At 57.0% G+C, this 13,545-nt stretch carries 13 protein-coding genes and 2 pseudogenes; 6 read left to right on the forward strand and 9 right to left on the reverse strand.

What is annotated here, in order from left to right:
- The 4 genes and pseudogenes from ACFDSS_RS03090 to ACFDSS_RS03105 form a co-directional block, all read left to right on the forward strand.
- A pseudogene (locus tag ACFDSS_RS03090) lies at positions 1-767 on the forward strand (sugar ABC transporter substrate-binding protein); the annotation flags it as partial.
- 60 nt (positions 768-827) lie between these two features.
- Positions 828-1,853: a carbohydrate ABC transporter permease gene (locus ACFDSS_RS03095; RefSeq protein WP_375254298.1), complete on the forward strand. Its 1,026-nt coding sequence runs from the start codon at positions 828-830 to the stop codon at positions 1,851-1,853.
- A 22-nt stretch (positions 1,854-1,875) separates the two neighbouring features.
- A complete protein-coding gene (locus ACFDSS_RS03100; RefSeq protein ID WP_375254299.1) occupies positions 1,876-2,736 on the forward strand; it encodes a carbohydrate ABC transporter permease in 861 nt (286 codons plus the stop codon).
- A 3-nt stretch (positions 2,737-2,739) separates the two neighbouring features.
- The gene (locus ACFDSS_RS03105) at positions 2,740-3,729 is read left to right on the forward strand and encodes a nuclear transport factor 2 family protein (protein WP_375254300.1); all 990 of its coding nucleotides are present in this window, start codon (positions 2,740-2,742) and stop codon (positions 3,727-3,729) included.
- Between the two features lie 50 nt (positions 3,730-3,779).
- Here the strand turns inward: ACFDSS_RS03105 and ACFDSS_RS03110 are convergent, their stop codons facing one another.
- From ACFDSS_RS03110 to coxB, 9 genes are all read right to left on the reverse strand, one after another.
- Complete coding sequence (locus ACFDSS_RS03110) at positions 3,780-4,364, reverse strand: GNAT family N-acetyltransferase (protein WP_375254301.1); 585 nt, start codon at positions 4,362-4,364, stop codon at positions 3,780-3,782.
- Positions 4,365-5,633, reverse strand: coding sequence for a M16 family metallopeptidase (locus ACFDSS_RS03115; RefSeq protein WP_375254302.1), 1,269 nt, complete (start codon positions 5,631-5,633; stop codon positions 4,365-4,367).
- Positions 5,630-7,015, reverse strand: coding sequence for a threonine synthase (gene thrC, locus ACFDSS_RS03120; protein ID WP_375254303.1), 1,386 nt, complete (start codon positions 7,013-7,015; stop codon positions 5,630-5,632). The genes ACFDSS_RS03115 and thrC overlap by 4 nt, the downstream gene beginning before the upstream one ends.
- Positions 7,016-7,021: 6 nt before the next feature.
- Positions 7,022-7,699, reverse strand: coding sequence for an SURF1 family protein (locus ACFDSS_RS03125; protein ID WP_375254304.1), 678 nt, complete (start codon positions 7,697-7,699; stop codon positions 7,022-7,024).
- Between the two features lie 90 nt (positions 7,700-7,789).
- Positions 7,790-8,593 carry a cytochrome c oxidase subunit 3 gene (locus tag ACFDSS_RS03130; protein WP_375254305.1) on the reverse strand — a complete coding sequence of 268 codons (804 nt, stop codon included), beginning with the start codon at positions 8,591-8,593 and terminating at the stop codon, positions 7,790-7,792.
- A 26-nt stretch (positions 8,594-8,619) separates the two neighbouring features.
- Positions 8,620-9,234: a cytochrome c oxidase assembly protein gene (locus tag ACFDSS_RS03135; RefSeq protein WP_375254306.1), complete on the reverse strand. Its 615-nt coding sequence runs from the start codon at positions 9,232-9,234 to the stop codon at positions 8,620-8,622.
- The gene (locus ACFDSS_RS03140) at positions 9,231-9,434 is read right to left on the reverse strand and encodes a hypothetical protein (protein WP_375254307.1); all 204 of its coding nucleotides are present in this window, start codon (positions 9,432-9,434) and stop codon (positions 9,231-9,233) included. The genes ACFDSS_RS03135 and ACFDSS_RS03140 overlap by 4 nt, the downstream gene beginning before the upstream one ends.
- A complete protein-coding gene (gene cyoE / locus ACFDSS_RS03145) occupies positions 9,434-10,366 on the reverse strand; it encodes a heme o synthase (protein WP_375254308.1) in 933 nt (310 codons plus the stop codon). The genes ACFDSS_RS03140 and cyoE overlap by 1 nt, the downstream gene beginning before the upstream one ends.
- 63 nt (positions 10,367-10,429) lie before the next feature.
- Entirely contained in the window at positions 10,430-11,254 is an 825-nt protein-coding gene (gene coxB / locus ACFDSS_RS03150) for a cytochrome c oxidase subunit II (protein WP_375254309.1), read from the reverse strand.
- Between the two features lie 181 nt (positions 11,255-11,435).
- Between coxB and tldD the strand changes: the two genes are divergently transcribed.
- Together tldD and ACFDSS_RS03160 are read left to right on the forward strand one after the other, a co-directional pair.
- A complete protein-coding gene (gene tldD / locus ACFDSS_RS03155) occupies positions 11,436-12,857 on the forward strand; it encodes a metalloprotease TldD (RefSeq protein ID WP_375254310.1) in 1,422 nt (473 codons plus the stop codon).
- Positions 12,858-13,048: 191 nt separating this feature from the next.
- A pseudogene (locus tag ACFDSS_RS03160) lies at positions 13,049-13,545 on the forward strand (DNA-processing protein DprA); the annotation flags it as partial.

Genomic DNA, 13,545 nt, shown 5'->3' on the forward strand with positions numbered 1-13,545 from the left:
ACGTGCTTGCCGCAGCCGAAGCCATCCGCGCCGCCGGCATCATGGAGAACCCTGTTGGCGGCGCTTACGCAGCTGGCTGGAACCTCGCGCAGGAATTCACCAATATGTATATCGGCACTGGTGGCGCGTTCTTTGAGCCCGGCACAGCCAATGTCAGCATTAATAACGCGCAAGGCGTCGAAGCGCTTGAGATGATGAAAGCGCTTTCTCAATATATGAACCCCGACTACCTGACACATGACAGCAACGCGACCTCTGCTGAATGGGAAGCGGGCAATGTCGCATTGATGAACATGTGGGGCAGCCGGACAGGTGTGTTGATGGATGACGAAGGCTCCGCACCGGAAGTCTATGAAAACACAATGGTTTCCGGCCCGTTGACCGTTGGCGACAGCGGCACCCCTGCGACGACGCTATGGTGGGACGGCTGGACCGTTGCCAAGAATATCAGCGACGCAGACGCCGCAGCAACTTTCCAGGCGATGGCAGCGGGCGTATCGCCGGCAATTCTCAACGATGAGACCATGGGCCAGGCTGTTTGGTTGATGGACGGCTACACGCCTGCACCCGTAAACGAAGGTGTTCTGGCCTCCGTTGCAGCAGGATCGCAGCCTTACCCGATGCGCCCCTTCCAGGGCTTGCTGCACACGGCACTGGGCGACAACATTGCAGATTTCCTGCAGGGCAATGAAAGCGCAGAGCAAACGCTGGCAGACATCGAAGCCGCCTATACGGCTGCTGCGACTGAAAAAGGGTTCCTTCAGTAAGGGCCGTTTAGCGGAAGGCGCAAGGCGCGCCTTCCCCTTTTCGATCACGGGGCAAATGACATGAAACACGCATCCTTTTTCTGGTTTGTCCTTCCCTCCTCACTGATGATGATATTGTTCATCGCCTTCCCGATTGTGTCGATCGTGACGCAATCGCTTTATCAGGCGCATGAGCAGGTCATCGTCGAGGTGGAAAACTGCGGCCCGTTTGGATGTACGACCGATACCTCCGTCGATACCGAAGCAACGGCCGCGCTGCGCGCGGCAGAGCCGCTTGGGCAATGGGCGGGTCTCGATATTTACAAAGACCGTAATCATCTTGCCTTCACCGAAGTGGGCGAGGCTTGGGCCAGCTCTGTCAGTATGCGGGATTTTGCAGGCGCGTTGATGAACCTGCCTTTCTATGACGCGATGGGGTTTACGTTGACCTACACAGCCGTTGTGACACCTCTGACCATTGTGCTTGGCTTCTTCATCGCCATCGGCGTGAATGCAGTGGCGCGGGCGATGCGGGGTCCAACGATCTTTTTCTCGCTACTGCCGATGATTGTGACACCACTGGTTGGCGCACTGATCCTGTTCTGGATGGTGGATGCCCGCGGTATTCTGGGCTCTGCGCTGCAATGGCTGACCGATGATCCTGATCTATCGGTCAAAGCCTCGACCCCGCTGATGTGGATCATGTTGATGGTCTACGGCGTTTGGTCATCAGCACCTTTTGCTTTCATTGTCTATTACGCAGGCTTGCAAACAGTGAATACCGACACGCTTGAGGCCGCGATGATCGACGGGGCGACCCGCTGGCAGCGGATCCGCTATGTCATCATTCCGCATCTGGTGCCGCTGACGACCTTCATTGCGTTGATCCAGTTGATGGATAACTTCCGCGTCTTCGAACCTATCGTCAGTTTCAGCGCGCAGGCACATGCGACGTCGCTGTCCTATGCCGTATTCAATGATCTGGGCGGCGAAACGCGGCTGTTGTCCTCTGCTGCCGCCACGTCTGTATTGACGATCATCGGTGTCGGGATTTTGTTATCTCCGGTCCTTGTGCGGACCTGGCGTGATTTTGGTAAGGCGAGGTAGTCCGATGTCAAAAGCCACCCGCATGCCCCCCACCATCAAGGTCTTTGCCTATAGCTTCCTTGGGCTCTGGCTTGTCATGGCCGCTTTCCCATTCCTTTGGACCCTTTGGGGGTCGTTTAAGGTGGAAGGGGATTTCTTTTCCAAAGCGGACTGGGCGAACTCCATTCTGGGCACGCTGACTGTCATTGAAACGGGCGGCAGCTTTACCGGTGCGGGCTACTACGGGGCTTGGGTACAGGAAGAATTCTGGCGCGCGGCGCTGAATACAGTGATTGTTTGCGTCGCGGTTGTGACCATTTCGCTGACATGTGGCACTTTGGGCGGCTACGCGCTGTCCCGATCCACCTACCGCTACGCGTTCTGGTTTCTGCTGTTTGCGCTGATGTTTCGCGCGACGCCGCCGATCACATTGGTGTCCGGCTACCTGTTGCCGTTCTTTGAATGGAACCTCTGGGGTCACTTGAGCACGACGATCATTGTTCTGGTGGCGATCAACCAGCCATTCACGCTTTGGATGCTACACGCCTTTTTCAAAAATATCCCCAAAGACCTCGATGAAAGCGCGATGGTTGACGGCTGTACGCGTTTTCAAGCCTTCCGCCATGTGATTATCCCGGTGATGTGGCCGGGGGTGATTACCACCGGGCTCTTTAGTTTCCTGTTGGCGTACAATGACTTTGCGGTAACGACGATGCTGCTGTCGAAGGAAAACCAGACGATGGTGCCGAAACTTGCCAGCTTCCTTGGCACAACACAGACCAAGGGCAACGTCATGTTTGCCGTTGCGGCGGTTGTGTCTGTGACAGCACCTTTGTTTGTGATGATTATCTTCTTCCAAAAACAGATCGTCTCTGGTCTGACAGCGGGTGCCGTGAAAGGCTAGATGATGAGTTTTCAATCGGAAAAGGCGCTGGTGCGCGCCCATTATGATGCGGTGTCCAAGGCTACGCCTGAGACTGTCGCCGCTGCGCTGGCAGAGCACACCAGCGCAGATTGGCACTGGCGTGGGATGCATCCTTTCTATGAACAACACTGTGCGCGCGACGTCGCCGCCAGCTTTTGGGCGCCATTTCTGAGGGCGATGACCAAGGTGAAGCGGCGGCAGGACATCTTCATTGCAGGGTACAATGAAGTCGATGACTTCCAGTCAGTCTGGGTGATCTCCATGGGTCATCTGATGGGGCTGTTTGATGCACCATTTCTGGGGATTAGACCAAACCGGCGCATCGCAATGTTGCGCTATGCAGAGTTCCACAAGGTCGTGGATGGCAAGATCGTTGAAACCGCAATGTTCTGCGATTTGATCCATCTGATGTCGCAGGCCGGCCAATATCCCCTGCCGCCACAGACCGGAATGCATTTGGTTCAACCGGGGCCTGCAACCCACGATGGGTTGTTATTTGACGATGCCGACCCGGCGGCAGGCAAAAAGACCCTTGGGATTATCAACGACATGATCGGCGATATCAACGCACATCAGAAATACGCCAGCCCGCAAGAGGAGCTGGCCCGGTGCTGGCATGACGACATGATCTGGTGGGGGCCGGATGGCATTGGTGCGACCTACACGATTGATCGCTACGTGGAGCAGCACCAAGGCCCGTTCCGCAAGCAGATCAAGGACCGCGTATTCAACGGCCATGTCTGCCGCTTGAGTGAAGGGAACTTTGGCGGGTTCTTTGGCTGGGCGAACCTGACGGTCACCAACGCCGGCGGCTACCTGGGAATGCCCGCTGGCACCCCGGCAGAAATGCGCGTTGTGGATATGTACCGACGTGACGGTGACAAACTGGCCGAGAACTGGATCTTCATTGATATCCTGCATTTCATGGCCATGCAGGGGAATGATATTCTGGAACGTATGCGCAGGCTTTGACGCGCAGGAGCCTCCGGCGGAAGTTATTGCGGGATTAAGAAATCAGGACACTAGCCCACGTCGGTCTTGCCGCGCCGGTCGTGGCGCAGGTTGGCGTAGAGTACATGGTTACGCCACCGTCCATTGATCTGCAAATAGCTTTGCGCCACACCTTCGTATTTATAGCCGCATTGCTCAAGCAGTCGACGCGAGGGGGCGTTCTCGGGCAGGCAACCGGCCTCAATCCGGCTCAGATCGAGGACAGTAAAGGCATGATGCACCACCGCTTCAATCGCTTCGCGCATATAGCCTTGCCGCGCAAAGGGTTCCCCCATCCAGTAGCCGGTGATACCGGATTGGGCAGGCCCGCGCTTGATGTGGTCCAGCGTGATAGCGCCCACCAATGCCTGATCCGATCGCCGCACGACAAAGAGGGGCATCGCCGTACCATTCGAGACCGACCGCTGTGCCCAGTAGACGCGATTGGTAAAGGCTTTGCGTGACAGATGGTCGGAGGCCCAGGTTGGCTCCCAGGGTCTCAGGAAGGCTTCACTTTGGCTGCGCAAGGAGGACCATGCCCGAAAGTCACTATGGGCTGGCAAGCGCAGCGTGAGCCTTTCCGTTTCCAGCCGGACCTTGCGTTTGGCCCCCAACATTCAGGCGGCCAGCCGTGCCTTCAAGGCGTCAAGCGATGGGGCAGCCTCTGCGGGACCATAAAGCGCCATGGCGGTGCCCGCCTGCCCGGTCATTTTGCCCGCAAAGTCTTTCACGTCACCGGTCGTCACGTCGTCAATATGTGTGATGGTTTCCTCAAGCGTTGGGATCCGATCCCAGATCGACAAAAGCCGCGCCAGCCGTTCAGCGCGGTTCGACGGGCTTTCCAGCCCCATCAAAAGACCCGCCTTCATCTGTGCCCGCGCCCGCGCGACTTCGACCGCCGACATGTCATCGGCGGCCCGCCTCATTTCGTCGATGGTGATATTGGCCAGTTCTTCGATTTGCGCCGCACTTGTGCCTGCATAGATTGTTGTCAGGCCGGTATCCTCATAGGCACCCGCCTGCGCAAAGATCGTATAGCACAAGCCACGATTTTCGCGGACTTCCTGAAACAGCCGCGATGACATGCCTCCGCCCATCACATTGGCATAGATCTGCGCGGTATAGATCGCCGGATCGCGGTAAGTCGGCCCTTCGAGCGCCAATGCGAAATGAACCTGCTCAAGGTTCTTGTTCTGCCGCCGCTCACCGCCGCCAAATTGCGCCGGTTGCAGCAATTCGGGCGCGCGCGCCACGTTGGGCAAGTGGCCAAATAGCGCCTCAGCCTGTGCGACAATCGCATCGTGGTCAATCGCGCCTGCTGCCGACAGGATCATTTGGTTTGGCCCGTAGTGTTCACCGACAAATCCTTGCAAGTCGTCACGGCTAAAACTGCTGACGCGCTCTGCCGCGCCAAGGATCGTGCGCCCAAGCGCCTGATCGGGATAGGCCACCTCTTGCAGCCAATCAAAGATGATATCGTCGGGCGTATCATGTGTCTGACCGATCTCTTGAAGGATCACGCCGCGTTCGACCTCGATCTCTGCGGGATCAAAGACTGGGTTCAGGAGAATATCGGCGATCACATCAAGGCCGAGTGCCACGTCATCCTCAAGCACACGCGCATAATAGGCTGTCATTTCGCGGCTGGTGTAGGCGTTGATATAGCCGCCCACATCTTCAATGGTTTCGGCGATTTGCAGTGCGCTGCGCGTTTTGGTCCCTTTGAAGGCCATATGCTCAAGAAAATGCGCGATCCCGTTTTGTTCAAGCCGCTCATGACGGCCGCCGGCCTGCACCCAAATGCCGATACTGGTGGATTTCAACCCAGGCATATCCTCAGTGACGATGCGAAAGCCGTTAGAAAGCGTGTGCAGTTGGATGGTCAATGGGCAATCCGTTCCTTGATGACCGCCTGGATTGCGGTCAGGTCATTGGCGACGCGTGTAATACGCTCCGGTCTGTCATAGAGGTCAGCCATGCGCGGGGGCAGCGGTGCCGCGACGCCGGATGCCGCTTTCACGGCATCGGGGAATTTCGCGGGGTGGGCCGTGGCCAAAGTCACCATCGGCGTGGCGCCAAGATGCGCCTCAGCCACATGGACGCCTACGGCCGTATGCGGACAAAGCAGTTCGCCGTGCAGGGCAAGGTAGGACTTGATCGCGGCACTTGTTTCATCCTCCGATGCGCGCCCCGATTTAAACGCGTCTTTGAGCATCTGATAGGCGCCCTGGCTGATCTGGAAACCCCCTTTTTTGAGATCCTCCATCTGCCCAGCCACCGCTGCACCATCACGATCATAGGCATCAAAGAGCGCGCGTTCAAAATTGGAGCTGACCTGAATATCCATGGACGGGCTGATCGTCGGTTCAACGCCGTCTTTGGTGTAAGCCCCGGTTTGAAGCGTCCGGTGCAGGATGTCATTGCGATTTGTCGCGACGATCAGATCAGCGATCGGCAAACCCATTTTCCTGGCAATGTAACCAGCAAAGATGTCACCAAAATTGCCAGTGGGTACAGTGAAGCTGATTTCGCGGTAAGGGGCGCCAAGCGACACTGCGGCAGTGAAATAATAGACAATCTGTGCCAGCACACGCCCCCAGTTGATGGAGTTCACACCGGCCAGTTTCACGTCTTCGCGAAAGGCAAAATCATTGAACATGTCTTTGACAGCAGCTTGGCAATCATCAAAGTCTCCGTCCACGGCCAGCGCATGGACGTTGCTTTCGGTTGGGGTCGTCATCTGGCGGCGCTGGACCTCCGACACGCGGCCATGCGGGTACATGATAAAGACGTCAACGGCCTTGAGACCGCGAAAAGCCTCAATCGCGGCTGAGCCTGTGTCACCGGATGTCGCACCGACGATTGTCACCCGATCACCAGAGCGCGACAACGCCGACTGGAACATCTGTCCGATAAGCTGCATCGCGAAGTCTTTGAAGGCCAGCGTTGGCCCGTGGAAGAGTTCCAGTAGAAAATGGTTGCTGTCCAGTTGCACCAAAGGCGCACGGGCGGCATGGCCAAAACCGGCGTAGGCTTTGCCGATCAGCTTGCGGAATTCTGCATCTGTGAAGGTATCCCCGATAAAGGGGCGCATGATCTCAAACGCGACGTCTTCGTAGGATTTGCCAGCCAGCTTGGCGATCTGCGCGGCAGTCAGGGTCGGCACATCTTGCGGCACATAGAGCCCCCCATCACGGGCAAGACCCGTCAGCATCGCCTCTTCGAATGTCAGGCTCGGGGCCGTGCCGCGGGTAGAGATGTAGCGCATCTGACTTCAGGCTTTCGTGGGGCGCAATATGCGCAGTATCAGGTAAAGGCTCATAATCGCCCAGACAGCGGCCAGCAAGAACCATGTCAAGGCATATGCCAAATGATCGTTCTTTATCGTGGTGGTATTGACCGGCAAGGCGATCAAGCGCGGGTCTGCGGGGGTGGCTTGGGATACCACCACCATCAACGGCAGCGTATCCAGCGCGACTGACATCGTCTCGATATTGCGCGCAAACCAGATATTGGCGCCAAGGTCAGGATCGGGGGTTTGCGCGTTCTGGTCATCAGGCCAAAGCAATGTGCCGATGATTTGCATTTCCGCTACCAGCGGCGCCGCGGCTTTGTTGTCGATTGCCAGCAGACCCAGATCGACCAGGATGGCCCCAAGAACGGTATCGACCTTCGAAATCACGCGGTAGCCGGTGCCTGCCTCCGTCCCTGATACCAAAACGTGCAGTTCTTCACCTGTGGGGGTCCCGGTCAGCGTCACGCGGGTGTATTCATTCACCTCTTCCGAAACATCAAGTGACAGTGGCGCAGGTGGCGCGGTCAAACGCGCCTCAATACTGGCCAGAACGCCTTCCTTCCAGGACAAGCGTTCTACCTGCCACAAGCCAAGACTGATAAGCACACCGCAACCTGCGATACCAAGGACCAATGGAAAGAGAATTTTGCGTAGCATTGCGCGTCCCGAAACTCAAAACGCGCGAGTTATGCCCCGCGCGTTTTCAAAGGTAGGGTGGAACATTGCCACCCTACGCAAGAGGTTTGCCTATATGCCCCAGATATAAACTGCGAAGAACAGGAATAACCAGACAACGTCAACGAAGTGCCAGTACCAGGCCGCCGCCTCAAAACCCACGTGCTGTTCAGGGGTGAAATGCCCGGCACGCGCCCGCAAGTAGCAGATAAACAGGAAGATTGTTCCGATAATCACGTGGAAACCATGAAAACCCGTGGCCATGAAGAAGTTGGAGAAGAACTTGTCACCACCAAATGTCCAGTCCTGCTGAACCAGAAGATACCAGTATTCGTAGCCCTGCAACCCCGTGAACATCACACCGAGGACAACGGCAAGAAGCAGGCCATGTTCAAGGTCTTTGCGGTTGTTTCCATGCACAAGCGCGTGGTGCGCCCATGTCACCGCCATGCCAGAGCACAGCAAAACAAGGGTGTTAATCAACGGCAGGTGGAAAGCATCGACCTGATAGAATTCCGGCGCCACGTAAGACGTGCCCACGTAGGTATCCATCGGATAGAGCGTGTGTTTGAAAAAAGACCAGAACCATGCGGCGAAGAACATGACCTCGGACATGATGAACATAATGAAGCCGTAGCGCAGACCGATCCGAACAACCGGCGTGTGATCGCCCGTGTTGCTCTCGTGAACAACCTCCGACCACCACGCAAACATGACGTAAAGCACGGCCGCAAGGCCCATCAGAAAGATGTACGGCCCAGAGCCATGCATCCACAGCGTCGCGCCCAAAAGCATTGTGAACGCGCCCGCGCCGCCTATCAGCGGCCAGATGGATGGTGGCAGAATGTGATAATCGTGGTTCTTAGCGTGCGCCATGTGGTGCGTTCCCTATCGGATGGTCTTTAGTTGATTTCTATGACGCCTGAAGACGGCGGTGTCAAAGTTTCTGGCGCGAGAGATGCCTGAATTTCAGTCTCAGGCAGGTCAATCTCGTAGAAAGTGTAGCTGAGCGTGATTGTATGGACGTATTGACCTTCGCGGTCATCCACGATGGCCGGGTCTACAAAGAAGCTGACCGGCATCAGGACGGTTTCGCCCGGCATCAGCACTTGCTCGGTAAAGCAGAAACAGGCGACCTTGTCGAAAAACGCGCCGGCTTCATATGGGGTCACATTGTAGGATGCCCGCCCCGCAATTGGTACATCAAGCGGGTTGCGCGCCTCATAATACGCGACCGCCGTTTCACCAATGCGAATTTCCATCTCCCGCACCTCTGGCTTGAAAGTCCAGGGCATGTCGCGGGAAAGAGAAGCATCAAAGCGGACCTTGATTGTCTGGTCGAGGATCACGTCGCTTTCTGCCTCGGCCACATTTGTTGCGCCGCCAAATCCGGTAACGCGGCAGAACCAGTCGTAGAACGGGACAGAGGCCCATGCCAGACCACCCATAAAGACCACCACAAAGACCGTCTGCGCAACCGTGCGCTGAGGACCTTGCAAATTTGGAAACAGCGTCATTCGCCGCCACCTTCGTCGGGGATGAGCTGTGGCCGGACCACGCGGTCAAATCTCTCGAATTGACCCAGATCGCCCAGTTGCACGACCTTCACAACGGTCAGACCAAAGACCATCCCGATGAAGGCCAAAAGAATGATGCCCACACCATAGTTGCGCCCTTTGCGACGCGTATGGATTTCATGTTCAACCTGCAATGCCATTACCAGCCTCCAATTCCATAAAGTCGCAGCGCCGCTTCGACCAGTAACGCACCAAAATGCGCAAAAAGATAATAAAGCGAGACCTTGAACACCTTGATCTCAACCCTGTGTTTGTCCGCATCGCAGGCTGCGTCGTCGCGTCTGTAGATGCTGATAGCCCCCTTGAGAAACCACGCGTTGAAAAACACCGCAACAGCAAGGTAAAAAGGGCCCCCGATAGACGTCAAGCCAAGCCCGATCGCGACCGGAACCAGCAGCAACGTGTAGATAATCACATGCTTGCGTGTCGCGTCGCGTCCGTGGGTTTCCGTCAGCATCGGCACGCCCGCGTTGCCATAGTCTGACTTCACGAAAAGCGCCAGTGCCCAGAAATGTGGTGGCGTCCACATGAAAATCAGCGCGAACATCAAGATGCTTTCGATCCCGATACCGCCGGTCGCGACTGCCCAGCCGATCATCGGCGGGAAAGCCCCGGCCGCACCGCCAATAACAATGTTCTGCGGCGTCGAGCGTTTCAACCACATCGAATAGATCACCAGGTAGAAAAAGATCGTGAAAGCCAGCAGAAACGCCGCGAGCAAGTTCGTTGCAAGCGCCAGAAAAACAACAGAAAAGCCTGAAAGCGTTATGCCAATGCCCAGCGCCTCGCCCGGTTCCACACGGCCGGACGGTATCGGGCGGCCAGCGGTACGCTTCATACGCGCATCAATATCTGCATCCCACCACATATTCAGCGCGCCAGAGGCCCCTGCACCAACAGCAATGCAAAGGATCGCGACAAATCCGATGAATGGATGTACGGGCACAGGCGCAACCAAAAGGCCAACCAGCCCCGTAAAGACCACCAGAGACATCACCCGCGGTTTCAGCAGGGCGAAGTAATCGCCCAAACTGGCCTCATAAGGTCCTTCTGTCGCGCCCAAATCATTCATGGCTGACCCATCGGTTAATCAATTGGCTTGTAAGGTGGATCAAGTTTCACCCCACCCTAAGTCTTAGGACGTACCGGTCGCTTCAGCCAACCAGGCGTCATATGTCTCTTGGCTGACAACTTTTACAGTGATCGGCATATAGGCGTGGTCCTTGCCGCAAAGCTCCGAACACTGGCCAAAGTAGATGCCTTCACGCTCCGCCGCGAACCACAGCTCGGCCAAGCGACCGGGAACGGCGTCTTGCTTCACACCAAAGGCTGGGATCGTCCAGGCGTGGATCACGTCAGCCGCGGTCACCTGCATCACGACCGTCGCACCGATAGGCACAATCACGGCCGTATCTGTCGCCAAAAGGTATTCTTGCTGGCTATAGCCAGCCTCCTCCAGCTCGTCGCGGGCCAGCATGTAGCTGTCGAATTCGATCCCGTAATCAACGTATTCATAACCCCAGTACCACTGGTACCCGGTGACCTTGATCGTGATGTCAGCTTCCGGGATTTCCTGCTGTTTAAACAGAACTGGCAGCGAAAACGCACCAATAAACGCCAAAATGACAACGGGAACGATCGTCCACGCAACTTCAAGCGGCGAATGATGCGTGAAAGTCGCAGGTGTTGGGTTTCTCTTCTGGCTGAAGCGGATCACGACCCATGCCAACAAACCGGTCACGAATAATGTGATGATCGTGATGATGACCAGAAGCATATTGTCCAACCAGTGGACGTCACGTGCCAGCTCTGTTGCGGCGGGTTGAAACCCGGTGGCGCGATCAACCGGAGCGCCGACGATTTCAAGCTCTTGCGTGATCTCTTGGCCGAAAGCGGAGGAGCCTGCCATCAAAAGACCAGCCGAGGTCCACAACGAGGTCGCTAGTGTGTTCAAACGCATATCTTACCCTATTCTTCATTGCGCAATCTTGCGCGTCTCCCTGGCGATCCCGCGCGGGCTGCGGACGGAATCCCATTGTATTCGGTGATCCGTGTCCCATATCCTGAGACACAACTCAAGAACTGCTATTGCGTCAAACAGACGCTTTCGTGAAAAACGCGCCCATTCAGAGGAAATCCCCATGTCAGCCGATCCATTCCGCCCGTTTGAGACAAATCTCGATCAGGATACCGCATTGGCACTTGTTCAGGAAGCGACCCAAGGTGCTGATGATGGCGAACTTTTTCTTGAGCGCCGCAAGTCAGAGGTGATTTCCTTCGATGACGGACGAATCAAGACCGCCAGTTTTGATGCTTCCGAAGGGTTCGGGCTGCGTGCGGTACGTGGCGAAACTGCGGGCTATGCCCATTCAACCACCATCGACGAACATGCCTTGACGCGTGCCGTCGCCACGGCCCGGCTTGCGGTGGGTGATGGCGGAGGAACTATGTCAGATGCCCCCGCTGGCACCAACCGCAAGCTCTATAGCGATGACGACCCCATGCTGCAGGCAACATTCCCCGCCAAAATCGACCTGCTGCGCGAGATTGACGCCTTCGCACGCGCACTCGATCCGCGCGTCGTTCAGGTATCCGCGACGGTAGCGGCATCGCATCAGGAGGTGTTGATCCTGCGCCCGGAGGGCACATTGGTCACGGATACGCGCCCGATGTCGCGGCTCAACATCAGTGTCATTGTCGAAGACAACGGCAAACGCGAAAGTGGCGGCATGGGCGGCGGCGGGCGCGCCGGGTTGATCGGTTTGATTGGCCCCGATCACTGGGAGCCTGTCGCGCGAGAAGCATTGCGCATCGCCTTGGTAAACCTGGACGCCGAGCCTGCGCCCGCTGGGGTGATGGACGTGGTGCTTGGCCCCGGCTGGCCCGGTATCTTGCTGCATGAAGCGATTGGGCACGGGCTGGAGGGTGATTTCAACCGGAAAGGTTCGAGCGCATTTGCAGGACTGATGGGCCAGCGGATTGCTGCAAAAGGCGTGACTGTTTTGGACGATGGCACAATCCCGGATCGCCGTGGGTCCATCACCGTGGATGACGAAGGCACGCCCAGCGCCAAGAACACGCTGATCGAGGACGGTGTCTTGGTCGGGTACATGCAGGACCGCCAGAATGCGCGGCTGATGGGGGTAGCACCTACTGGCAACGGCCGCCGCGAAAGCTTTGCCCATGCGCCGATGCCGCGTATGACGAACACCTATATGCTGGCGGGCGATACGCCGCCCGAAGCACTGGTCGCCGACCTCAAGGATGGCATTTATGCCGTCGGATTTGGCGGCGGTCAGGTGGATATCACCAATGGCAAATTCGTGTTTTCCTGCACCGAGGCCTACCGCGTCAAAAACGGTGTTGTGGGCGCCCCCGTCAAAGGCGCCACGTTAATCGGGGATGGGGCTACCGCATTGAAGCAGATCCATGGGATCGGCAATGATCTGGCACTTGATCCGGGCATCGGTAATTGTGGCAAGGCGGGGCAATGGGTGCCGGTCGGGGTCGGACAACCGAGCCTCATGATCGGTGGTTTGACTGTCGGAGGGGCCGCGGCCTGAGGACGCCTTCACCACCAAATTCAAGTTTTCCACAGATTTGTTTGATTTCATTCATACCTCGTTAACCGTCAACGCCTAACACTTGAGGGGCAATATGGCGGAGCGGGTCTTTGGCTGGACAACACTACTCTTTCGATCCCCCCCCACTCCTGCCCACCACGGAAGAGGACACGGTTAACCGGCTCCGCCTATTGCGCTCACATCGGGTCGGGATCGCGACCTACAGACGGTTGATGTCCGAACATGGGTCAGCTGACGCCGCCCTGGCCGCTTTGCCTGATGTGGCGAAGGCCGCAGGTGTTTCCGGCTATGCACCTTGTCCGCTTGACAAACTTCAGGCTGAATTGGCCGCCGGTCGCCGTGCGGACGCGCGGTTGATCTGTGAAGGGTCGCCAGACTACCCCAAGTCTCTCGCCGATATCAGTGATGCGCCGCCGGTGTTCTGGGCGATGGGTAACTTTGAGGTTCTCAAACGCCCGATGGTGGCGTTGGTGGGGGCGCGCAATGCGTCCTCATTGGGGACACGCATGGCCAAAAGGCTCGGTGCGGAATTGGGCGACGCTGGGATCACTGTCGTTTCAGGTCTGGCGCGCGGCGTTGATGCGGCGGCACATATTGGCGCTATGGCGGCAGGCTCTATCGCTGTGCAGGCCGGTGGCGTCGATATCATTTACCCGGCAGAAAACAC

Source organism: Yoonia sp., assembly GCF_042093035.1.
In the GTDB taxonomy this organism is placed as follows: domain Bacteria; phylum Pseudomonadota; class Alphaproteobacteria; order Rhodobacterales; family Rhodobacteraceae; genus Yoonia.